At 48.0% G+C, this 22,836-nt stretch carries 18 protein-coding genes; 8 read left to right on the forward strand and 10 right to left on the reverse strand.

The window, feature by feature from the left end; translation table 11 throughout:
• Positions 1 to 17 precede the first annotated feature (17 nt).
• The 8 genes from AKL11_RS20830 to AKL11_RS20865 all read left to right on the forward strand — a co-directional run bounded on the left by AKL11_RS20830 (position 18) and on the right by AKL11_RS20865 (position 10,515).
• Positions 18 to 2,798, forward strand: a complete 2,781-nt coding sequence (locus AKL11_RS20830) for a type I restriction endonuclease subunit R (protein ID WP_067521587.1) — start codon at positions 18 to 20, stop codon at positions 2,796 to 2,798.
• A complete protein-coding gene (locus AKL11_RS20835; RefSeq protein WP_067521589.1) occupies positions 2,795 to 4,588 on the forward strand; it encodes a restriction endonuclease subunit S in 1,794 nt (597 codons plus the stop codon). Before AKL11_RS20830 ends, AKL11_RS20835 begins: the two co-directional genes overlap by 4 nt.
• Positions 4,589 to 4,590: 2 nt before the next feature.
• On the forward strand, positions 4,591 to 6,309 hold the full coding sequence (locus AKL11_RS20840) for an AAA family ATPase (RefSeq protein ID WP_067521591.1): 1,719 nt from the start codon (positions 4,591 to 4,593) through the stop codon (positions 6,307 to 6,309).
• Entirely contained in the window at positions 6,309 to 7,178 is an 870-nt protein-coding gene (locus tag AKL11_RS20845; protein WP_067521593.1) for a hypothetical protein, read from the forward strand. Before AKL11_RS20840 ends, AKL11_RS20845 begins: the two co-directional genes overlap by 1 nt.
• The gene (locus tag AKL11_RS20850; protein WP_067521596.1) at positions 7,179 to 8,222 is read left to right on the forward strand and encodes a PDDEXK nuclease domain-containing protein; all 1,044 of its coding nucleotides are present in this window, start codon (positions 7,179 to 7,181) and stop codon (positions 8,220 to 8,222) included.
• Positions 8,219 to 9,676 carry a class I SAM-dependent DNA methyltransferase gene (locus AKL11_RS20855; RefSeq protein WP_067521598.1) on the forward strand — a complete coding sequence of 486 codons (1,458 nt, stop codon included), beginning with the start codon at positions 8,219 to 8,221 and terminating at the stop codon, positions 9,674 to 9,676. The genes AKL11_RS20850 and AKL11_RS20855 overlap by 4 nt, the downstream gene beginning before the upstream one ends.
• Before the next feature lie 110 nt (positions 9,677 to 9,786).
• Entirely contained in the window at positions 9,787 to 10,164 is a 378-nt protein-coding gene (locus AKL11_RS20860; protein WP_067521600.1) for a calcium-binding protein, read from the forward strand.
• 39 nt (positions 10,165 to 10,203) lie between these two features.
• Positions 10,204 to 10,515 (forward strand): hypothetical protein, encoded by a 312-nt coding sequence (locus AKL11_RS20865; protein ID WP_067521602.1) that lies wholly within the window; start codon positions 10,204 to 10,206, stop codon positions 10,513 to 10,515.
• A 44-nt stretch (positions 10,516 to 10,559) separates the two neighbouring features.
• On the opposite strand, the gene AKL11_RS20870 is transcribed toward AKL11_RS20865, so the two are convergent.
• From AKL11_RS20870 to AKL11_RS20910, 10 genes are all read right to left on the reverse strand, one after another.
• Positions 10,560 to 10,793: a hypothetical protein gene (locus tag AKL11_RS20870; RefSeq protein ID WP_067521844.1), complete on the reverse strand. Its 234-nt coding sequence runs from the start codon at positions 10,791 to 10,793 to the stop codon at positions 10,560 to 10,562.
• Positions 10,794 to 10,911: 118 nt separating this feature from the next.
• Positions 10,912 to 11,121, reverse strand: coding sequence for a transcription antiterminator/RNA stability regulator CspE (gene cspE / locus AKL11_RS20875; RefSeq protein WP_067521846.1), 210 nt, complete (start codon positions 11,119 to 11,121; stop codon positions 10,912 to 10,914).
• Between the two features lie 249 nt (positions 11,122 to 11,370).
• Positions 11,371 to 13,224 (reverse strand): hypothetical protein, encoded by a 1,854-nt coding sequence (locus AKL11_RS20880; protein ID WP_067521604.1) that lies wholly within the window; start codon positions 13,222 to 13,224, stop codon positions 11,371 to 11,373.
• The gene (locus AKL11_RS20885) at positions 13,221 to 13,781 is read right to left on the reverse strand and encodes a hypothetical protein (RefSeq protein ID WP_067521606.1); all 561 of its coding nucleotides are present in this window, start codon (positions 13,779 to 13,781) and stop codon (positions 13,221 to 13,223) included. The genes AKL11_RS20880 and AKL11_RS20885 overlap by 4 nt, the downstream gene beginning before the upstream one ends.
• A 205-nt stretch (positions 13,782 to 13,986) precedes the next feature.
• Positions 13,987 to 14,943, reverse strand: a complete 957-nt coding sequence (locus AKL11_RS20890) for a hypothetical protein (RefSeq protein ID WP_067521608.1) — start codon at positions 14,941 to 14,943, stop codon at positions 13,987 to 13,989.
• Positions 14,943 to 16,433 (reverse strand): hypothetical protein, encoded by a 1,491-nt coding sequence (locus AKL11_RS24820; protein ID WP_095210586.1) that lies wholly within the window; start codon positions 16,431 to 16,433, stop codon positions 14,943 to 14,945. Before AKL11_RS24820 ends, AKL11_RS20890 begins: the two co-directional genes overlap by 1 nt.
• Positions 16,434 to 18,473, reverse strand: coding sequence for a hypothetical protein (locus AKL11_RS24825; protein WP_095210587.1), 2,040 nt, complete (start codon positions 18,471 to 18,473; stop codon positions 16,434 to 16,436).
• Between the two features lie 73 nt (positions 18,474 to 18,546).
• A complete protein-coding gene (locus AKL11_RS20900; protein ID WP_245673543.1) occupies positions 18,547 to 19,365 on the reverse strand; it encodes an enoyl-CoA hydratase/isomerase family protein in 819 nt (272 codons plus the stop codon).
• A gap of 97 nt (positions 19,366 to 19,462) precedes the next feature.
• Positions 19,463 to 19,846, reverse strand: a complete 384-nt coding sequence (locus AKL11_RS20905; RefSeq protein WP_067521612.1) for a hypothetical protein — start codon at positions 19,844 to 19,846, stop codon at positions 19,463 to 19,465.
• A gap of 12 nt (positions 19,847 to 19,858) precedes the next feature.
• Positions 19,859 to 22,831 carry a tape measure protein gene (locus tag AKL11_RS20910; RefSeq protein WP_067521614.1) on the reverse strand — a complete coding sequence of 991 codons (2,973 nt, stop codon included), beginning with the start codon at positions 22,829 to 22,831 and terminating at the stop codon, positions 19,859 to 19,861.
• Positions 22,832 to 22,836 lie beyond the last annotated feature (5 nt).

Here is a 22,836-nt window from a genome sequence, read left to right on the forward strand (position 1 = left end):
GTAAAGGATTCACCACCATGTCCCCGGAACAAAAAGCCCGAGCCATTATCGACAAAAAGCTGGAACAGTCCGGCTGGCAGGTACAGGACTATCGAAAAATCAACCTCGGCGCAGCCCTGGGTATTGCGGTTCGTGAACACCCAACAGATACCGGCCCTGCTGATTACATCCTCTATGTGAATCGCATAGCGGTGGGCGTTATTGAAGCCAAGAAAGATGAATCGATTCTTTCCGTACACGAACCCCAGACCACTCGCTATGCCAACAGTCAGCTGAAATGGCGCAAAGACAGCAAAGCCCTCGCCTTTTTGTTTGAAGCCACCGGACAGATCATTCACTTTACCGATAGCCGGGACCCGGCACCCCGAGCCCGGGAAATCTTCCACTTTTTCAAACCTGAAACTCTGCAGACCTGGTATAACCAACCAAATACACTCCGACACCGGCTGATCCATGATATGCCCGAACTTCCGGCGGAAGGGCTGCGCGATTGCCAGGTCAGCGCTATTACCGGGCTGGAAAAATCACTGGCAGAAAATCGGCCTCGCTCACTGATTCATATGGCCACCGGCGCGGGTAAAACCTTTACTGCTATTAACGCCATTTACCGTATCCTGAAACACGCCGAAGCGAAACGCATCCTCTTTCTGGTGGATACACGCAACCTTGGCAAGCAGGCACAGCAGGAGTTTCATGGTTTCAAGCCCACAGGGAAAGAGACCTTTTTTCACGAGAACCATGTAGTTCAGCGGCTGGCCAGCAGTACCATTGATAATGCGGCTGAAGTCTGCATCTGTACCATTCAACGCATGTACTCCATCCTCAGTGGGCAAGAAATCGACGACAGCGTCGAAGACCTCTCGCTGAATGAGATCCGCCAGAACGAAAAACAGGCCAAGTTTGTGCAATACAATCCGGCCATCCCCATAGAAACTTTCGATTTCATCATCGTGGATGAGTGCCACCGATCCATCTACAACCTCTGGAAGCAGGTGCTCGACTATTTCGACGCCTATCTGATCGGCCTGACCGCCACACCGGACAAACGCACCTTCGGTTTCTTTAATGAGAACATTGTCGCCGAATACAGCTACGAAGACTCGGTGCTTGATGGCGTTAACGTTGGCTACGATGTCTATGAGATTGAAACCGAAATCACCAAAGCCGGGGCAACACTAAAAGCCAAAGAATGGGTCGATCATCGGGACAAGCTCACCCGAAAAAAACGCTGGGAACAGACCGAAGAAGAGACCGACTATAACCATAAACAGCTGGACCGTTCCGTGGTGAATCCCAGCCAGATCCGCCAGGTGATCAAAGCCATGAAACAGGCGGTAGAAACCACCCTCTATCCCAACCGGAAAGAAGTGCCCAAGACCCTGATCTTCGCCAAAACCGACAGCCACGCCGACGACATCATCAAAATGGTGCGGGAGGTCTATGGGCAGGGTAATCACTTCTGTCAGAAGGTCACTTACAGCGCCAAAAATCCAGACGCCGTATTGAATGACTTTCGCATCGACCATTATCCCCGTATTGCCGTTACGGTGGATATGATCGCCACCGGCACCGATGTTAAACCCCTGGAGATATTGCTGTTTATGCGCGATGTGCGCAGCAAAGGCTACTACGAGCAGATGAAAGGCCGTGGGGTGCGCAGCCTGAGTTATGAAGAGCTGCACAAAGTCAGTAACAGCGCCACCACCGATAAAGACCGCTTTGTGCTGATTGATGCCGTGGGGGTTGAGAAAACTCTGAAAACTGAAAGTCGACAACTGGAAAAAAATCCAACCCTGTCTTTAAAAGACCTTTTACAGGGGGTTGCCATGGGCCATCGGGATGACGACAGTCTTCAGAGCCTGGCCAACAGGCTGATCCGCCTCAATAAACAACTGGATAAAAAGCAGCTGAAAGAACTGGAAGCCATCAGTGACAAACCGGTGAACCAACTGGCCAAAGACCTGCTGAATGCCACCGACCCGGATAGTATTACCCAGCAGGCACTGGCCAATGCCAAAGGTGCTGGCATACTTCGTACAGAAGAGACGCTCACGGAAGACGAACGGCAAACCGCCAGAGAACAACTGGTGCAGACTGCCTGTGCCCCTTTTGACCAACCTGAATTACGGGAGAAGATAGAAACGGCGCGGCGGGATCGTTACCAGATTATCGACCATATCAATACCGATCAGGTGACCTTTTCCGGCTTCAGCCAACAGGCTCAGGAGAATGCAGAAAAGCTGATCACCACCTTTACCGACTTTATTCAACAGCATAAAGACGATATTGAAGCACTGAGCTTTTTCTATCAGCAACCTTACCAGCGTCGTCAACTCACTTTTGAGATGATTGAAGTCCTGCACGAGGCACTGGCCAAGCCACCGCTGCTGCTCACTACCGAAAAACTATGGAGTGCCTACAGCCGGGTTCAGGAAGCAAGACAGCAGACGCCGGTCAAAGGCCAGAACCAGCAACGGCAACTAACCGATGTTATTGCCCTGGTGCGTTTTGCTATGGGGCTGGACCAGGAGCTGAAACCCTTTACCGATCAGGTTGATGGCCGTTTTAAACAGTGGATCTTCCGCCATAATGCACAGCGGGCCACCGCCTTTACCCCGGAACAAACCGAATGGTTGCGGCTGATTAAAGATCATATTGCTGCTAGTTGCTGCATTGTACGGGATGACTTTGACTTCAGCCCCTTTGTGAATAAGGGCGGGCTCCATAAAATGTTTAACTTGTTTGGTAAAGAACTGGATACGATCATGAATGAACTGAATCAGGAGCTGGTGGCGTGAGTACCATTGAGGCAATTAAAAAAGTCTTCACCAATGATATTTGGGACTTACCAAACTCCTGGAAGTGGGTTCAGATCCAAGAAATTTCTGAAGTCGTAGGAGGGGGGACCCCAAGAACAACGATATCATCCTACTTTGGCGGTGATATTTCTTGGATAACTCCAGCAGATATGTCTCATCATAGAGGTATATACATTTCAAAAGGCGTAAGAAGTTTAACTAAAGATGGATACGAAAATTCAGGTGCGACCAATATGCCTCCAGGGACGGTTCTTTTCAGTTCAAGAGCCCCTATCGGCTATGTTGCCATTGCTTCTAATGAAATTACTACTAATCAGGGTTTTAAAAGCTTCGTTCCAGAGAATGGTATCGACTCAAAGTATCTTTATTACTGGTTAACTTCAGCAAAACCGTTTGCAGAAAAGCTAGCAAGTGGGACTACCTTTCTTGAAATTTCAGGACAAAAAGCTGGATTAATACCGATACCAACTGCCCCAGAAAAAGAACAAACCCGCATAGTAGAAAAACTCGAAGAACTCTTATCCGATCTGGATAACGGCGTAGCCGAGTTAAAAAAAGCGAAAACTAAACTTGGATTGTACCGCCAATCGCTTTTGAAAAATGCAGTTGAAGGCCAGCTTACTCAACAATGGCGTGAGGAAAATCGGGATACCATTGCTGATACGGGTCAACAACTGCTGGAACGTATTCTCAAAGAACGCCGCCAACGCTGGGAAGAACAAAAGCTGGCAGAGTTTGCCGAAAAGGAGAAAACACCTCCAAAAAACTGGCAGTCAAAATACCCGGAGCCCGTTGAGCCCGATACATCCAGTTTGCCAGAGCTTCCGGAGGGATGGGTATGGGCAAGCTTGGATATGCTCGGCGATATTGTCTCTGGAGTCACCAAGGGGACGAAACGAAAAACACCGGTATCCACCAGAGAAGTTCCTTATCTACGAGTAGCCAATGTCCAGCGTGGCTACCTTGACTTGTCAGAAATTAAAACAATCCAGGCCACAGAAACCGATATTGAAAAATACCTTTTACAGAAGGGTGATGTTCTGTTTAACGAGGGTGGTGACAGGGATAAATTAGGTCGAGGTTGGGTTTGGTACGGCCAGGTTGAAGACTGCATTCATCAAAACCATGTGTTTAGAATGCGACCTTTTCTGACCGAAATTTTACCCGAACTGGTGTCTCATCATGGCAATACCTTCGGTAAGTTGTGGTTCCAGAAGGCAGGCAAGCAAACCACCAACCTGGCATCCATCAACAAGGGGATTTTACAATCCTTCCCGGTACCGCTGGCACCCTTCGAAGAACAGCAAGCGATCCTTGCCCTTCTTTCTGAGAAGTTAGAGGATCTCAACAAGCAGCAAGAAGCAACTGAAATAACATTGGCCAAAGCAGCTGCCCAGCGCAAAAACATTCTGAAAGATGCTTTCTCCGGTAAGCTGGTACCACAAAACCCTGACGATGAGCCTGCTAGCGTTTTGCTGGAAAAAATCAAAGCCGAGCGAGCTGAAAAAGCTAGACAGCCTAAACCAAAGCCCCCCCGCAAACAGAAAGCGAAAGTGATCACTATGGAAACTCTTCTTGACGTATTGAAATCAGAAAAAGGCTATATCGATGCTCAGGAAGCGTTCAGGCGTTGTGGTGTGACCGATGGAACAGATACCGACACCATTGAACGCCTCTATGCCGAGCTGCGTAAGCTGTATAAAACGGAACAGGTTGATATCAAGCGTGTAGGTGATTTCGATCAGATTAAACTCAAGGATTTAAGCTAAACATGCGATTGGCATCACTGACTCTGGGCTCAGACAGGCCAGGGCCACAGCAACAATTTAAAAACCTGAAAAACGTCACCATTGATTTTGATGAAGACGAATGGATTACTGTTGTTATTGGCTGGAATGGCACCGGTAAATCGAATGTTCTGGAAGCGGTAGCTACGATTTTTAGAGACCTTATAGGGAAACCAAACAAAAAAGGTGAGCACTCTAAACCGGAGCCCCCTGCTTTTGCCTACCTCATCCGGTATTTCTGCCACAGCAAAGAAATAGTGATTGATGCAGATCCCGATCGAAAATCGGGGCAGTATAAGATCAAGTACAGACCGGTTAGCAGCCCTAAAAAAACAGAACCAGAAAAGCAGGGAGATATTTTCACTGAGGAGCAAGATGCTAGTGATGACTTTATATCTCTCACCAAAAAAGATTTTGAAAACTCACGAGATGACTACTTACCCAAATATGTTTTTGGGTATTACTCGGGCCACAGCCAAAGAATGCATGAGGTATTTCAACCATACCTTAAAAGCTATGATAGTCGGCTTTTCGCTGGGGTTGACCCGGGCCTACGGAAGATGTTCTACGCAAAGCCTGTACATAGTCAGTTTACCTTGCTTGCCTTCATGCTGAGACAAGACAAATTTGTTCAGAGCTTTTTGGCTGATCATTTAGGAATTGATGCAGAGATTGGATTCGACTCTGTGCTCTTCGTATTGAATGAGCCTCCATGGAAATCTAATGCCGAGGACGGAGATCCCAGGTTCTGGATGTCCCGAGGCGTCGTTAAAGGTTTTCTGCAACGTTTATATGATGTTTCATTAGCTCCAATACGGGTAAAGCGCGAGAAGCAAGTCAATTTGTGGAGTGATACGAGCCTTGAGCACTTGTTTCTTTATGTGAAAGATATTGATGCACTGAAAGACCTTGTAGGTGAACAGGAACCAGCAGCGTTTTTCAGAGATTTAGAAAGCACTTATGTTTCTCAGCTGATTGATGAAGTACGCATCCGCATAAGAATAAAGAATAACGATGGAACTGTAACTTTTCGAGAGCTGAGCGAAGGTGAGCAACAATTACTTACCGTACTTGGCCTACTGCGCTTTACTGCCGAAGATGAAAGTCTCTTTTTGCTGGACGAACCCGACACTCACCTCAACCCAAAGTGGAGCGTGGATTATATTGATTACCTGAATAAATTCATCACTTCCGGCACCAGACAGGAAAGCTCCAGCCATATTGTACTGACCACGCATAACCCGATAGCTCTGGCGGAGTTGAAGAAAGAGCAGGTTCAGATTCTTCATCGTGATAATGATTCGAGAATCATTCAGGCTGATAAACCACATTATGATCCTCAAGGTATGGGGTACACCGGAATTATCACCAGTGATATGTTCGGTTTACCTTCATCATTGGACAAGCGAACCCAGAGACGACTGGAAACCTATCGTGCATTGTCTGCCATTAAAAATCGCACAGACTTTCAAAGCCTACGTTTGCAGGTTATTCAAAAATGGCTGGATGAAGATCGTTTCACTCTGAGCCAAAGGGATGACGATTATCAACGCTATCTGGAAGCTCGCTCAGAAATTCTTTCCAGAAAAGCACAATCAACGGATTACAAAGCGCTTATTGCTCATGCTCGCTCACTCTCATCAGACGAAAGGGAACGTGTAGCCAGAGAAGCTGTAGAAGCAATACTGTCAGGGGATGATTAATGCGATATATCGACAATATGTTCATCGATATACCTGATGGTTGGGAAGCTCGTGCAACAAGTGCATCGCAACAATTGCTGTCAGGAACTATAACTGCTAACGACCGCAGTTCAATTTGGGGGCAGTTAAAACTTCCGCTCTCATCTTTGTCTCTAAAACGTTGTTGGTACTGCGAAACCACAATTCCCAGAACAGATAATGCCGTTGACCACTATAGACCTAAAGGGCAAGTAAAAGGGGTTCGTCTAGCTGCGAATGGCATTGATTTAGAAAGGTATGACATCACACCCAGACACGGTGGTTACAAATGGTTAGCGTTTTCTGCTGAGAATTTTAGGTTTACTTGTGATCACTGTAATGAGTACCGGAAAAATCTTGAAGGTACATATGGAGGTAAATGGAACTACTTCCCTCTTATAGATGAGAGTCAGCGCGCATACCAAGACATTGACCTTGACTATGAGGTACCTTCAATACTTGATCCCTGCAACCCACTGGATTGGCGACTGCTAGCATATGATTCTAATGGAAAGCCATTCTCGAGATTTGAGCCTGGGTCTGACGAAGATACTAAAGTCTGCCTTTCCATCCGTATCCTTCACTTAGATCAGGAAGGTTTAAATGAAGGGCGGCGAGCACAATGGTCTCAACTTCAGCCAATAGTAGCTTCCGCAAAGAGACAATACCTACAAGTGCTGAGTAGAAGGGCTGGAGCTCAAGCTGCGTTTACCTCTTCGCTTAAGCAAATAAAACAATGGCTGAACCCTAAAAGCCAAAGTTCATATATTGGCTTTTTGCTTTACAAATTAGAAACTGATGGTGATAAAGAGCTTCACCCTTGGATTGACGAATTGATTAGGGTTTTATAGATGCCTGAAATAACTCACTCGACTCCAAAACTGCTTGAAGAGCTTCGCACCCTAATCACCGACTCCCGCCAAAAAGCTTCAGCTGCGGTTAACGCCTCCCTGACCTTTATGTACTGGCAAATCGGCCAGCGTATCAATCAGGAGGTTCTGGGCGGCGAGCGGGCAGAGTACGGCAAACAGGTGGTTGTCTCTCTGGCCAAACAACTGACCGGCGAATTTGGTCGGGGCTTCTCGGATAAGCAACTGCGCCGGATGATGCAGTTTGCCGAGGTGTTTCCGGATCACGACATTGTCGTATCACTGATGCGACAATTAAGCTGGACCCACTTTATCGCCCTGATTCCCATGAAAGACCCTCTGCAACGGGAGTTCTATGCCCAGATGTGTCGCATCGAAGGCTGGAGCGTCCGGGAGCTGGGGGAGCGGATTGATTCCATGCTGTATCAGCGTACTGCGCTGTCCAAAAAGCCGGAAACGCTGATTGAAAAAGAGCTGCAAACTCTGTCCGAAAAGAACCGCCTGGAACCCAGCTTAGTACTGAAAGACCCTTATGTGCTGGACTTTCTGCAGCTGAACGATCATTACCTTGAAAAAGATCTGGAAGACGCTATTCTCCGTGATCTTGAAACCTTTCTCTTGGAACTGGGTGCCGGTTTTTCCTTTATTGCCCGGCAAAAGCGGATTCAAATCGACGGTGATGATTTTTATATTGATCTGCTGTTCTACAATCGTCAGTTGAAACAGCTGGTGGCGGTGGTTCTGAAAATCGGTCGTTTCAAGGCCCACTACAAAGGGCAGATGGAACTCTACCTGCGCTGGCTCGATCAACACGAGCGTCAGCCCGGCGAAGAGCCACCTCTGGGCATTATTCTCTGTGCCGAAAACCGCAAAGAACAGATTGAGCTACTGCAGCTGGATGATGCTGGCATCCATGTGGCGGAGTATTTAACCGTATTGCCCAAGCGCGAAGTGCTGCACACCCGTCTGCAACGCGCCATTAATGAAGCACAGAAGAAATATGTGCTTAAGGAAACTGATGAATGAATGCATCTGCTCTGGTGCAAAAAGTCTGGAACTATTGCCACACACTTCGTGATGATGGTGTGGGCTATGGCGACTATTTGGAACAGCTGACCTATCTGCTGTTTCTGAAAATGGCCCATGAGTATTCCCAGGAACCCTATAACCGGGACACCCAGGTACCCGAAACCCATAACTGGGCCACCCTCTGCAATAAAACCGGTGAAAAGCTGGAAGATCATTACCGTCATGTGCTGAAAAAGCTGGGTGAAGAGCCGGGTATGCTGGGGGCCATCTTCTACAAATCGGAAAACAAGATTCCGGACCCGGCCAAGCTGGCACGAATCATTAAGATGATTAATGAAGAGAACTGGCTCGGGCTGGATTCTGATACCAAAGGGGATCTGTACGAAGGGTTGTTGCAGAAGAACGCCGAAGACACCAAAAGTGGTGCCGGTCAGTACTTTACGCCCCGGGCGATTATCGATGCCATGATGGCCTGTGTTCGCCCCGAGCCCATGAAAACCATTGCCGACCCTGCCTGTGGTACCGGCGGTTTCTTTTTAAGTGCCTATCACTGGATATCCAAAAGCAACCTGAACACCCGGCAGAAAAAGTTTCTACGGGATGAAACCTTTCATGGCAACGAGATAGTACCTTCTACCCGTCGTCTTTGTTTGATGAACCTGTTTCTGCACAATATTGGTGATATTGAAGGAGAACCGGAAATCAAACGCGCCGATGCGCTGCTGAAGAAGCCTGATGAACAGTTTGATTATGTGCTGGCCAATCCACCTTTTGGTAAAAAGAGCAGCATGACCATCACCAATGCGGAAGGTGAAGAGGATAAAGACGCTCTGACCTACGAACGTCAGGATTTCTGGGCAACCACCACCAACAAACAGCTGAACTTTCTGCAACATATCGTCACCATGCTTAAAACCACTGGCAAGGCTGCAGTAGTGTTACCCGATAACGTGCTGTTTGAAGGTGGCACCGGTGAACGCATACGCCGCAAGTGGATGGAGACCTGTGATCTTCACACCATTCTGCGTCTGCCTACCGGCATCTTTTACGCCAACGGTGTTAAGGCTAACGTTGTGTTTTTTGACAGTGCTCCCCGTGATGGTAAAACCCATACCAAAGGCATCTGGTACTACGATCTGAGAACCAACAAGCACTTCACCTTGAAGCAGCGTCCATTATCGTTGAATGATCTGCAGGATTTTATTGAATGTTATAACCCGGAAAACCGGGCTGATCGAAAGGAGACTGAGCGATTCAAATACTTCAACTACGAAGACCTGATCGCCAGGGATAAGGCCAGCCTGGATATTTTCTGGTTGAAGGATGACAGCCTGGATAATCTTGATAACCTGCCAGCACCGGCTATTTTGCAACAGGAGATCATTGATCACCTTGAAGCGGCACTGGCATCTTTTCGGGATGTAGCAGAAGGTTTGCCCGAACCGGTATAACCCGGAGAACCTGCGCATTTGCTCTTGCATTTCATTGTAGATCGGAGGTAAGGGCTTTAATTGATATCTATGATGCCATTTAAATTGCATTAATTATGAGGTTTGATGCTATGGGAAATTCTGCTGAATATAATACGTCCTGGGATGAGGGAAACGAGGAACTCTGGGATAAAAAATACCAAGTGTGGGAAAAAAGGGACTGGGAAGAATATCTTGAGGAAAATCTCACCTTCCCGTTTACGGCGACCCGATTTGAAGATATGGATTCAAACCCGTTCGCGGATACTAAGGATGCCCCCTTTTCCGTAGGCCACAGCGTTGAAGTTCTGGGTATTGATGATGAGGATGAAATGCGAGGCATTATCGTCAAGGTGAAAGAGGGGCGAAAGAAAGGCTATTTGCTCCTATGTGAACTGGAAGTGATTTCCAGAGACGATAAGAATTTCTGGCCAGTCAGGGAATATGTGGTCTGGTTTGCCAACCAATGATGAGGTATAACTTCCAAAAATTTGTTTGGAAGGTCAGATATGTCTCCCTACACTGAAACAACCATCACTATTGGCAAAGCGGTACTTCTGCAGCTGCATCAGCGTAATCAAAAAGAGTTGATGGATGACAGCGATTATATACCGGTATTGAAAACGGTTATTTCTGGTGTGGTTTCCACTGCGCCAGATCCTGTCAGCCAGCGACAGATTCAACAGACACTGCATGAGTACGCCCGGGATCTGTATATGCAGCTCTGGATTTCAACCACCGCAGAAGGAGAGGACCCTGAGCTTGATGAAGGTCTGGAAACCTTTGACTACATTTATGAGCATGAGAATTGGCCGAAGTAACCCATCGTTTTCTTCAAAGAAAACCGGGAGCGGGTCTTGAATATCTAAATCTCCACCTCATACTGCGCCAGGCTTGGCGCAGCCCCTCTCATCTCTCCATTCTGGACAAACACCTTCTGACCACCAGCGACCGACTCACCCTTAACCGTAATGACAGAACCATCCTGTAGTTCCACCTGACTCGTACCGTTGCCATTATTAGTAGTAATAGTGGCGACAACTCGAACACCTTCAGGTACCAATGCCTTGAACTGTTGCCAGATATTAGTGGTCGCCATAAGCTCCTTCTCCTTTTTTGCCTTCTTCAAACCACAAAAAAAAGGGCAATGCCCGAAAGCACTGCCCTTATTGTACACCTAAATAAAGTCTAGAAGCTGCAACCTTGCAGCTCTGACATTACAGAGGGCGAATGTCTTCTGCCTGTGGGCCTTTCTGACCTTGAGTAACAGTGAACTCAACACGCTGACCTTCTTGCAGCGACTTGAAGCCATCACCTGTAATCTGACGGAAGTGTGCAAACACGTCTGGTCCGCCGTTTTCCTGAGCGATGAAACCAAAACCTTTCTCGTCGTTGAACCACTTAACAGTACCGGTAGTAGTAGACATAATCATATCCTAAAATTTAATAATAAATGTGCCTTGTCCTGTTTTTAAACAAGACTGGCGGTGGAGCTAGAAGCTTATTATCACTTATGAAGAATATGGCGAGTTACTACACCCGGAACATCAAATCTTTGCATAAAAAATAAATCACACTTTTAACGTTCCGCCATTATACGGGGTAGTATCCTAATCGCTATGGGCACTTATATTCAATCGATAACACAAGATACTCAGCCATTAGTGTACAGATGCCTAATAATGCCTTTCCAGCTGGACACTTTGGAGGACACGGCTTCGTTCAGCAGTGATATTTGTAGCCAAACACAAGCCAATCCAATCACCGGTTATGTTCAAGACCTCTACCAGCATTCCCGGCTCAATTAACCCGGGTGCTGTATTGATATCGGTCAGTGGTAACTCAATGACTGTAATACTCTGGTTGCCGCCTTTGGCCAGCTCATTCCTCCCCCGCTCAGTATTTACCTGCGTTTCGGTTAACCAATCTTCCAGAATATCCGGAGCCGGGTTGTCGCCGTTGGTACCCTGTCGTTTCACATTCACTGCGACGCCTGCATTAGTGCCAGAAACATAAACGGCATTGTATGCCTGCTCTGGTCGCCAGCTGGCACTCAGGCTGATGACCATACTGGCAGGTACGATTTTATCCATCGTGGTGACACTCCATGCCCAGGGGCTGGCAGGGTATCTTGGTTGAATATTGAGCTGGTCTGCATCACGGCTTGGGATCATTACCGATCCTGCTGTGGTAACGATCTTTGCCACGACCTGCATTGCAGTCTGGTTTTGATAACTGAATGAGCCGCCGGGCATAATCCAATCCGGTGCGCTGTAGTCGTTTAGGTCAGGGTAGCTTGCGGTGAAGCCGGTATTGGCCAGCTCTTCTATTATTGCCTGCTTTGCATTGAGATCGCTGCTGCTCTTACTTCTCATTGGCGCATAAGGTGCTGCTAACAGCTGGGTTCTGCTGCTGCCATAAATGGTGTATCGCTCGTTGCCAAAACGTCTATCGGTGCTGTATCGCTCGATGATAAAGATCCATTTCCAACCGTTGATATCCACTTCTATTTGCTTTGGGCCGTTTTCGTCTGGCTCTACCATAGCAATGTTGGTAGCGCCGATCAGTTGCCCGGTAAAGCTCCATGAGAAGCTATCAATATCCAGGCTGATTTCAAGGCTTGGGAGTTCCAGTGGTATCCGATCCGGTAAGACGACAGTGGTGATAGTATTCATGAGCAGATAGCTCTCCCTGATATCTGGTTGCTCTGGCTCAGGTTTTTCAACAACGTCCGGGTCTGTTTCACCACCATAGCTGCCAGTGATTTCTTCATCTTTGGCCTTTTGCCCGAACCCCCAAGGGATAACCACAGAATTATCGTTGGTGCGATTGCTGCCAAAGCCGAATATTCTCTTTGTGTCTATCGGTATCGCCGGGAGCGCTGGCGGAATATCACCTATTTGAAAAAATACCGAGCCATTCTCTGCGGGTGTGTAGAGCGCATCATCAAAGATAAAATTAATCGGTTGAACCGGATGGACATAGCCTGAATATTTCTTTGAAGCCGCACCATACAAGTCAACTGACTGCATGCCTTCTGCCACTTCTGTATCTTTAGGCCGACCATCTCCCCAAGGTGCGTCGAAGGACTCATGCTTTTCCCGAATGCTCTTGTCCCATTTTAGCGTTTGACCACTGTCTTTTGTTGCAATCTCTCCCCACGCATCATTGGCGCTTTCTTCCTTCTTTATAGCGATGCCGTGTTGAAAGTGAACCGCAGTCTGCTTCTCGTCCACCTTTCCCCATAAAAAGCTATTGCCCGAACTGACAATCATTTCAGCCTGATAGCTGCGCTGCTTTTTCGTCAGGTTTTTTTCTGCGGCATCATTGGAGGCAGCACGAATATCGCTCTCTAATTTTTCAGAAGGAGAAGACCACTGACTGACAAGAACCCGTAGCAAACCCGGAGGTTTGGAATAATGGAAAAACGGAAGGCCATCAAACATATAATCAGCGATGGCAGCAGAGCTGACCGTATACGGGCGATCGAATCTGAAATCCACATCGTCTAATGAGACTTGGTAACTCACTCAATCAGGCTCGCCTTGATGTAACCGTGTACCAGAGGTCGATAAAATGGAATTGCTCGGAGCGTCACATCGCCTGCTGCCTGAGTGCCTGATGAACCTGCCTCCCACCATAGCGGCTCGGTATCAGGCAAAGTGCCTCCGACTTCTACGCTATAAACATGGCCGTTTGGCACAGTAGGATGAATAACGTCACCAATGGACACAGAAGCTGTTGGCGTAAACACCTGTCCATAGTCGTCCAAAGCCATAACAAATGTATCACCGCCATCCGTCAGCACATTGAGCGTATAACTTCCGTTTTCCGTATCGCTGACAGTATTACCAGTAACCGCCCATGTGCCATCGGGTTTGTTTTCGATAGCTACCAGCTGTCTTGCAGCAGGGAGAGCCTGATTATCCAGCACCCGTTCTACTTTGCCGGTAATGGTGGCCGGGTCGCCTGTTGGCGCTCCACCGCCAGTGGTGCTAATGACGAGATCATAAATAACGGCATTATTCACCTCTACTTTCTGGCTAAACAGTTGATTATCTACTGAGATGGCAACCACCAGAGGCATATTCTGCCATTTCGGAGGAACGCCAATAAATGAAAATTGCCCATTAGAAATGGACCCGGAGCGGATATACCCAAGGGGTGGGGTGGGCTGAGTAATATCACTACGCCATTAAATGGCAATCCATCGACCTTTAAAGTGCCTTTTGCTTTATGTTCGTAATTAAGGCTCGGGGTGTTAATTTTTACCGGTTGAACATAGGTCACCATTACCACTCTCCCGATGTTTGAAAAAACATCCCGTTCCAATTATGAGAATGGCAGTAGTCAATCCCGTCAATGGTGAATGGCACAAAGCCTCTGGTCTGCCCATTCGCTTTATCAAAATAAAAAAGCTCAGGTGTGAATGAGATACAGCCTCGCAAACGGAACACATATTTACTTTCAAGATAAATATACCAGTCCGATTGATAACTTACGCTTGTCAGAAACTCATCGAGGTCTTCGATGCCGCTTACTTTTGAAGGCCAATAAGCGGTTATGTACTGAGACATAGTAAGAGCCATGCACTGAAAACGCATGTTGTTTTCTGACCAATCATCCCCCGGAAGGGCAGTAAATGGCCTTGTTAAAGCTTGCTGCGTAGTTCCAATACTATTGAATATTCCATAACCAATATTGGGGTTTATGATTGTATTCATACTGCCATTATAAGAATGTGATCCAAGCAGACACCAAGCATTCGGTATTTCAAAACCATCAGTATCTACGTCACCGACATAAATGATGTTGGGTGCATAAACATAGAAGTGAGACGTCTTCATTGAATTCGGCATCAGTGCAAAAATAAACGTCTTTTCATCGCCAATAATGATCCAGCGATTGACACCGTAAGTCGTACCACAAGAGATACATGAGCTATATCCATAAAACTCCTCTGGCGTAACAACGCTTTCTGCAATCTGGAACATTACGCCGTTACTATTTGATGGATGACTTTGAACTAACAGGTTCATCTTATTGGCGTGAGCCGACTGGTTAGAATAAACCGTCCGATCGTTAATGGTGCTGGACATTTCTTTCGTCCAGCCAAGCCCCGGTTTGCTGCCATAACCCGTTAAGAGAACGGCATCCAGTATTTCGATAATATTATTTTTGCCAACGGATACGCTGGTATTCCATTGCGGAGCGCCAGCATCTTCTGATGAATAGAAATTAACGGCCATTAGTCAGCATCCCCTCTGATCTGCAAAGTGAAATCGTCGTTGGTTTCCGTACCCTGACCGGACAATACCGTCCGACACACCCACACCGAAGCAAGGCATCCATCGGTATTGAATCTCACTGCATTCCCTGTCGCCCAGCCTGATCCCCATCCTTCAGCTTTGATCGTAAAGTAAGGAACGCCTGCCTCGGGATTGACTGGTGCCGTATCGGTGGTGGTGCTGCCAGTCCCTATAATGCCGAGCTTTTCTTCCACCACCTGAAAGCCGGTGCTGCTAGTAAATATGATCGCCCACTTTCCGTAGATCGCTCCCTTGTTGGTGGATTCAACCGGATAGTTAATGGTGTTGTATTGTGCAGTGGTCTGATCGCCGATGATAAAATCCGTCCAGTTCGGCTCGCCGCTAGTCCACACCTTTTGGCTAAAAAAGCTTTTCACTCTCGCCTGCATATCGCCATATACAACAGCGCTGCTAACCGTAGTTTCTGTCGCTGGTAAATCCCAAGGGACAGGAGAGATGATCGACAGATCGCCGTTAATCTGCACATCGCTCAATACGCTCATATGCTCGACCCTATCCTTAATGGCAAAGGGCGCAGATAGCGAACCGCCTTCTGAGTCCACCAGCGATAGAGGTGATGCAAAGTCTATGGTGCCAGCCTCCCGGTCAACCGTATATTGATCCGATGCGAGCAATATGCCGCCACTGTCTTCTACGGTAATCTCGGCCTGATGATCTCGGCTCAGGGAAATCTGCTGGCCTGCCGTTGGAGTACCTGCATCGGTGCTGCTGGCATGGGAAATAACAACAATGTCACCAGCCCGGAAGATCGGCACCCGACCATCGGCAGGCAAGCGAACCGGATCAAGGCCGATCAATTCTGCATCCAGAGGAAGATTGGTTTCGACGATGCAGTTATAACGGATGCTTTGCGGGATTACATAGATAGGATTAGTGCCATCAGTAAAGGAAAGCTCACACCAACCCGTAGTCACATCAATATTGCCCTGAACCTCTGCGGTATCAATCACGCCATTGAAGTCAGCCGTTGCCGTAATGACATCAGCGTTATCAACCCGCACAGCTGTTAGCTGCAAGCTGCCCTGACGAATAGGCGACCCCGGCGTTCTGAAAGAAACATTTTCTATCTGAAAACCTGAACCGATAGTTGCGCCTGCTTGTAAGCTGGCTGAGTTAACTGTTCCCGATGGATATACAGCCAGTGTCGCATTACCGCCACTGTAATCAATCTGCCCGACCTGAACCCCTGCATTAGTTTCGGTGCTAATATCTCGGTATAGTTTCCCGTCCCGGTCAAAATAGGTTTCACCATTCCATTCAAAGACTATGCTGCCGGGAAGTAACACCGCATTCTCCATCAGAGGGAGTAGATCAATAGACAGCTCTGGCGATGAGATATTTTCGGTGTGAGGCGCATGAGCAAGGTTACTGGCCTGTGCTATTGCCGTAATGCTGCCGCCATTAAACACTTAGGTCAGCGTCTTGCTGGTTGCCCTGATTTTATGCACCCGAATAGCGTCTGCCCATTCATAGGTGTACTCGGGAAAGCTGTAATCATTAACGGCCAGTACGGTAAAGGCACCTGTCTGGTAATCAATCACGCCTGTCACACCACGCCAGCCACCAGCCGTATCATCGCTGATCGTCTTGGCGACATTTTTGGTGGAGGAATAGGTCGTCCAGTTTTTTAATCTGTCCGAATGGCTCGGCACATTGGTTCTTTGCGTGACTAAAAACTGAAGCTGTATCGAACCGGGCAACAGGGGAGCGCCGGGAATAGTGCCACTCATAACGCCTTGTCCATCGACGGATACTATGACTTCACCACCTGCAGAGGTGCCTTCTTCATACGTCAGCTGTATTTCAGTATCGCTATCAGGCAGGAAGTCCAGCTTGAAAGACAACTCGCCCGGAGCGTAATGGATAACACCATTACCATCGCCGGTTAATAGACCGTTGCTCTGGTCGGTCAGGGTTTTATTTTGCCCGGATGAAACATACGTCACAGTCAGGCTTCCGGGCTTGATGCCGGGTTTTTCCACCGTATGCCTGAAGACCATATCATCAACTGGCACATTGCCAGTTCGAATAGTGACCTCGTCATCATTCTGTGCGATGTAGCTGAAAACCAGAGCGCTATCTGGATCAGGCAGCGCATCCAAGGTGATCGCCGCCGACCCTGTGGAAAAGATAATGGAGCCAGTTCCCGAACCTGTCATCTGGCCGTTGCCGGTATCCCGGATATCCTGCCATTTACCGAGAGCGATATAGCTGACCACCAGCGTTCCCGGCCTTGGCTTAGCCTCGGCCATGTTGAGCGTATAGTTAAAGCCCCGGTTCTGATTAGTGACTTCTATTGCGCCAGATACCGCAGCGCCAGTCATCGACACCGCTGGCTGATAGGTAGCTGTTCCCGTTCCCGTTGTATAGCTGCTAGTACGCCATACATTGATCTCACCCAATTCATAATCCACGGTCATGCGAGAGTAATTGTTTGTGCCGCTAGTAGGGAGAATATTACCAGTCCCATCATCCTGAAAAGTGCCTCCTTCAAAAGACAATGTCAGCTTTCCCGGCAGTACGCCACGCTGGAGATACGTTCGACTCTGATTGCCTGAGATATGAACAAAGCGACAACTGACGGAGCGATTAGCTTCCGCTGTGGCCACCATTGTCTTTCCTGTATAGCCACCGTATTGATCGAGCAGAGGCGTTTCCACCTTGGCGCTCGGCACCAAAGGCGTATAAACGCTTTCAGCTTTTATATTCAAGTCGCCTGCATTCACATCGGCGCTAAGGGATTGGATGCCATAGTAGCGAGAGGTGTCGGCTATCTGCGTCCCCTGAATCAGACTGGTCGCTTCCTCTGGTGCGCCCGGAACTGGCTGCGACCCGATAAAGGTAGCGATCAATGGAGCGCTAATTTCTAGCTCAAGCTTTCTGCGCTCAAAATCAATAAACGACGATCCTGTGTTGTAGCTGAATGTCACCAGTTCATGAGAGACAGAAGTAATACGGATAAACTGGCTGGCTTGCTCAAAACCATCAGGATTTGTAAGGCGATAAACCTCACCAATTTCAGGTATGGGTGAACTCTCACGCTGATAGCCGACCACAGCCCTCTGGCCTTCCAGTTGATTGCCGATCAAATGCCAGTCTGCCTGAATCCCCGGCACCACATAGCTTTCAATTCTGTCTCTGGCATTGGCTCGCTCATCGGTTTGGCTATCGGTATCAAACAACAAGACAGAGACATTCTTATCTTTGGGAGGCTCGGTCAGGATAAGGTGGCTACCAAGATACGGATCGTTATTGTCGGTGCTGATGCCAACAAAGGCTTTACGCAAAGCCACATCACCAATAGTGCGGTCAATCCGGGAAATATCCCGGAACAGGTTATTTACATTGCCATCAATAACCTCATTACCCGTCACCCGACCACCACCGTCCTCCTCATCGGTGAGGCGTTGACTCTCGAAAAGCTTTACATCGTCATTGTTAATAGCCATCCGTTTTCCTTTTCTTCAGGCGTAAAAAAACCGCCAAATCGGCGGTTATAATGGAACAACTCAAATGAACAATTTAGCGTTGACTCAACTCTGCAACCGTATCAACAAAAATCCCCATGAAGTCGGTTGCCTCTCGTTCAGTTTGTCCACCGTTGTTTAAAAACGCTTTAAATATTGTCTGTGATTTTTCTTCATTAGCTCGTTCTAAAAAGTATTTGAGCTCTAACTCAACACCGCCATCTTCGCTGAGAATGGAGGTACCCACAATATCTTTGTACATCACCATGTCACGCAAATCCAAACGACCAAGTACGCTCAGCTGCATATCCAGAAAACTGTCCATTTCTGATCTAGGAACATATTTTGTGATGATATTTAATCGTTCTGCTTCTTGGGCTGAATAATCGCCACCCGTTAATAATGCCAGTAACGCCTTGCTTCGACCCATCCTGCGAGCGTACTGAACACCACCTTGACCACCCGTTGGTATGTTCACGCCTATTTCCGGCTGAGCAAATGCCGCATTTTCTGTACCAAACGAGAGATCGCAGGCCATCACAAATTCATCGCCACCGCCACGCGCACAACCATCAACCACAGCTATGGTTAACTGCCGCAGTTTTTTAAGATTTTTGATCATATCACTGAATGCAATGCAGCCAGCTTGCCCATTTGGAGTCCCGTTAATGAGGTTCAGATCTAAGTGTGCAGAGAAAAATAACGGATTGGCTGACTTAAAGATCACGATTTTGAGTTCATCATCCTTCTCTAATGACTCAAGAAAACCATTAACCTCATTTATCAATTCAATGGTTAGCACATTTGCCGGAGGGTTATCGATGACCGCTGTAGCGATCGCGTTCTTTATGGTGACTGCCAGTTTACTCATCATTGTGCCTCAGCATTACCTAGACCATAGGACAACATTTAATAGATGACACAAATTATAGGCTCTTGTCGTACACTTGCTTAAAAACACCTCAATAACATCAAGGCACAATGATCAGTCGCAACAAAAGGTAGTAATAACTGTCTACAGCAGGATAGGCTTCCTCCAGAACGGGATTCGCGACCATTGGGCTTCCCGATGACCGATCAAAGATGACAGAAAACAGTCTCATATCTGGCAGCACCAGAGGCATAATTTTATTCGGAGTTTCCGCCAAGGTTTGTAAACTGACGACGGTATCACGGGTTACCCACCCTGCAGAGTCACCGCCACTTAATTCCATTGAGCGTCCTTGTTTTAATTCACCTTCCTGTACCAACAAAGCGCCCGTTAAGCTGCGCTCTAGATTTTGCTCCACAGGGTTCCAGTCGAACTCATTAATCCAGAGCAGATCATCCGGCAGGGTAATGTCGTCCAGTTGCATAGCTTTTTCCTTTTAAAGCGTCCTCATGCCTGCGTTTTTCAGGGCTTCCAGTAGTTTGGTTTCATCGGTAGGCGCAATGCCCACATTCACACCGCCGTTTGGATATTCAAGCCGGATGACTTTCTGTGGTGGCTGTCGTTCAATTCTGGTCGGCATTGCTGTTTGGGTAACCTGATCCTGTTGACGAGTACTCCTTTTTTCCTGCTGCGTCTGCCTGCGTCGCTCGCTGTATATCTGTTCACTGACCTGTAGGGCTTTATTCAGGTTCTTGATGGCTTTCTGATCGCCACTGGCAACGGCTTCTTCCTTTTGGGCTTTGAGGTCATTTTGTCGGTTTTCATAACGGCGTTTCTCGATATCATCCTGCTTGCCCTGAAGTTGGTCTAATTCATCCTGCAGGCTATCGAGGGTATTGCGTGAACTGTCGCCTAATTGCGACATGGTTTGTTCTACGGAGCGAATGGCGTTATTGAGCCTGTCCAGATCCTGATTATTGAGCAGGTTAAGAGTCTCAGCGGTACGCTCTCCCTGTTGCACAAAACGTCGAGCGCTGACTTCACCTTGTTCATAACTTTCCAACAAGTCTTCCAGGGCAATTTTTTGCTGTAAAAATTCCTTTTTAACAAACGCTGCGTTTCTTGCGGTTTCCGTCATCCAGGTGGATATACCGACAAAGTCGCCAACGGGGTCGTATTTCAGCTTATCCAGCTGATCGTTAGTTTCCTGAAGTTGGTTTTTAAGTTCCGATATTCCATCGATGGCAGTATTAGCCTGGACACTTCCAATATTGCCCATATTCACGAAGGCATCGTGGGCGGCTGCACTCATACCCATTAATTCAGAGGTGAGATGGTTGTAATGCGCGGCCATGGCTCCGGCCATACTTTGAACGGAGGTTTCCTGCTGCTGCGCGGATGACTCTGCTGCATCACCGGTGTCTTTTAATGCTTCTTTGGTTTTTTCTGATTCAGCCGCTAACTCGGCCAGTTTTTGCCGACTCGCTTCGGTGGCTTTGGTGTACTCCTCAAGGGAAAGCGTACCCTCAGTGAACGCCTCCGCTATCGCTACGCCAAGGCTGGCTAACTCTGTTCGGGTTTCTGCGCCGTTGATCTGATTGATGGCATCTGCCGCATCTGTGAACGCAGCTTTGGTGGTTTCTGCAGTCTTCTTTGCGGCATTGCCGGTTTGCTCCAGTTCCTTCTGGTATTGTTTTTGTTCTTCACGAGCGGCTTCTACCGTGACTTTATTTTCACGACGAATGTCTTGCTGAGTGCTTTGATGCTTTTTGGATAACGCATCATAAATACCGATTAACGAGTTTTTTGCATCGTTGGCATCTTCTGCGGTTTGCTTTGCGAACTCCTTCCCAAGAGAGCGAAGATAATGGGTGGTGCCTTGCAGGCTTCTGGCAATATTATCAGCGCCCATCACCTCGGCTATTTTTCCCCAGCCATAAATGATTTCACCGATGGTATAGAGAAAGGCAGAAGCAAAGCCTTTCACCGCTAATGAAAAACTGTTGAAGAAAAACGAAATGGTGTTGCTGGTGACGGTAAACGTAGTTTTTACTTTATCAAGTACCGTGGTGATCGTGGTAAAGCCAGACTGTAATCTGGCCACAAAGTCTTCAAGGGTGATACCCGACAGTGCATCCTGTATGGCGTTCCCCATGGCAACAAACGCATCACTAATTTTTTGCGCCAGAGCCTGAAGCCGACCGTCTTTATTCATCGCCTCGATTTTCAGCGCCAGATCGCCCAGCAGATTTTTTACATATTCGAGCGCGCCGCTGTCAGCAACTTCATCCAGAAAGTAGCTCCAGCTGTCCTTCAGGTTACTGACGTAACCAGAGAGCAGAGTCATATTCTTTGCCGCAGCACCGTCTGCGCTTTTTCCGATCTCCTTAATAAGTTCGGCAATGACATCCCGCCCCAGCTTTCCGGCTTCTGATAATTTGCGAAGTTCCAGAGCGTTTTTACCGGTGACGCTTTCCAGCATCTCCCAGACCGGAATGCCCCGCTCAACCAACTGCAATATTTCCTCGCCCTGTAAGCGCTGCTTGGCCCAGGCTTGCCCGATGCCGACTGAAATACCCCGCAACCGATCAAAACCACCACCCAGTTTGGAAGTCTGATCTATGATGGCTTGCATCGTGCCATCCATGGGATCAAGACCAAACGCTTTTAGTCGTACAAAGGCTTCGGAGACTTCTTCTAGCTGGAAAGGTGTGTTCTTGGTGAAATCTTTGATCCAGGCCAGTGCCTGTTCGCCTTCTGCCATGGAACCCATTATGGCTTCCAGCTGAACGCTGAGTCGTTCAAACTTATCACCCGTGGTGAGAATTGACTCAATGCTGCGCTTGATGGTGTACAGTCCAGCGGTCGCTGCGACCAATCCGGCAAAGCGTCGGGTTAAACGACCAATACCGGATGATGCCTTTTCAGCATCTCTGGCCACGTTTTTTAAACCAGAACGTCGGAAGTTTCGCGAGGCTTCTTTGACTCGTCGGGTTGCTTTACCAAACGCGGCTGATGTTTCCTGAACCTCCCGGGTGACTCTGTCCTGTTGCCGAGCTAAGTCACGGTTTGAAAGCCCGGCCTGCTTTAACCCCTGACGTAACTCAGCCAGTTTGTGCCGCTGCTGTTGATATGACTGGTTGGCAGCCGTTACCGATTTTCTGGCTGACTCAAGCCGGCGCTGCAACGTTTTGGTGGGTTTCTCAGCCTGCTGATATTCCCGGGCTAACCCTTCAACCTTATCCTCGGCTTCCCTGAATGCTCTGCCCGCTTCACGAACGGCCACTGTCTGCTTTTGGAAAGACGACAGTAACCGCTGCTGCTTTTCCAACTCAGTAAGATGGCTCTTGAGCGTTTTCGCTTCCCCACGCAGGGACTCCAGCGAAGCGGCTGATTCTTTCACTGGACGTGACAGGGTATCCCGCGCTTTCAGCACCAGCCGAAGCGCGGTTTCTTTGATGGAAGGCATAGGCG

This window comes from Endozoicomonas ascidiicola, assembly GCF_001646945.1.
Classification (GTDB): domain Bacteria; phylum Pseudomonadota; class Gammaproteobacteria; order Pseudomonadales; family Endozoicomonadaceae; genus Endozoicomonas; species Endozoicomonas ascidiicola.

Bases quoted from the DNA above. Each gene is read 5' to 3' on its own strand.
- AKL11_RS20830 (WP_067521587.1), top strand. From the start codon at position 18: ATGTCCCCGGAACAAAAAGCCCGAGCCATTATCGACAAAAAGCTGGAA.
- AKL11_RS20840 (WP_067521591.1), top strand. From the start codon at position 4,591: ATGCGATTGGCATCACTGACTCTGGGCTCAGACAGGCCAGGGCCACAG.
- AKL11_RS20845 (WP_067521593.1), top strand. From the start codon at position 6,309: ATGCGATATATCGACAATATGTTCATCGATATACCTGATGGTTGGGAA.
- AKL11_RS20850 (WP_067521596.1), top strand. From the start codon at position 7,179: ATGCCTGAAATAACTCACTCGACTCCAAAACTGCTTGAAGAGCTTCGC.
- AKL11_RS20855 (WP_067521598.1), top strand. From the start codon at position 8,219: ATGAATGCATCTGCTCTGGTGCAAAAAGTCTGGAACTATTGCCACACA.
- AKL11_RS20860 (WP_067521600.1), top strand. From the start codon at position 9,787: ATGGGAAATTCTGCTGAATATAATACGTCCTGGGATGAGGGAAACGAG.
- AKL11_RS20865 (WP_067521602.1), top strand. From the start codon at position 10,204: ATGTCTCCCTACACTGAAACAACCATCACTATTGGCAAAGCGGTACTT.
- AKL11_RS20870 (WP_067521844.1), bottom strand. From the start codon at position 10,793: ATGGCGACCACTAATATCTGGCAACAGTTCAAGGCATTGGTACCTGAA.
- cspE (WP_067521846.1), bottom strand. From the start codon at position 11,121: ATGTCTACTACTACCGGTACTGTTAAGTGGTTCAACGACGAGAAAGGT.
- AKL11_RS20885 (WP_067521606.1), bottom strand. From the start codon at position 13,781: ATGCCTCTGGTGGTTGCCATCTCAGTAGATAATCAACTGTTTAGCCAG.
- AKL11_RS20890 (WP_067521608.1), bottom strand. From the start codon at position 14,943: ATGGCCGTTAATTTCTATTCATCAGAAGATGCTGGCGCTCCGCAATGG.
- AKL11_RS24825 (WP_095210587.1), bottom strand. From the start codon at position 18,473: ATGGCTATTAACAATGACGATGTAAAGCTTTTCGAGAGTCAACGCCTC.
- AKL11_RS20900 (WP_245673543.1), bottom strand. From the start codon at position 19,365: ATGATGAGTAAACTGGCAGTCACCATAAAGAACGCGATCGCTACAGCG.
- AKL11_RS20905 (WP_067521612.1), bottom strand. From the start codon at position 19,846: ATGCAACTGGACGACATTACCCTGCCGGATGATCTGCTCTGGATTAAT.
- AKL11_RS20910 (WP_067521614.1), bottom strand. From the start codon at position 22,831: ATGCCTTCCATCAAAGAAACCGCGCTTCGGCTGGTGCTGAAAGCGCGG.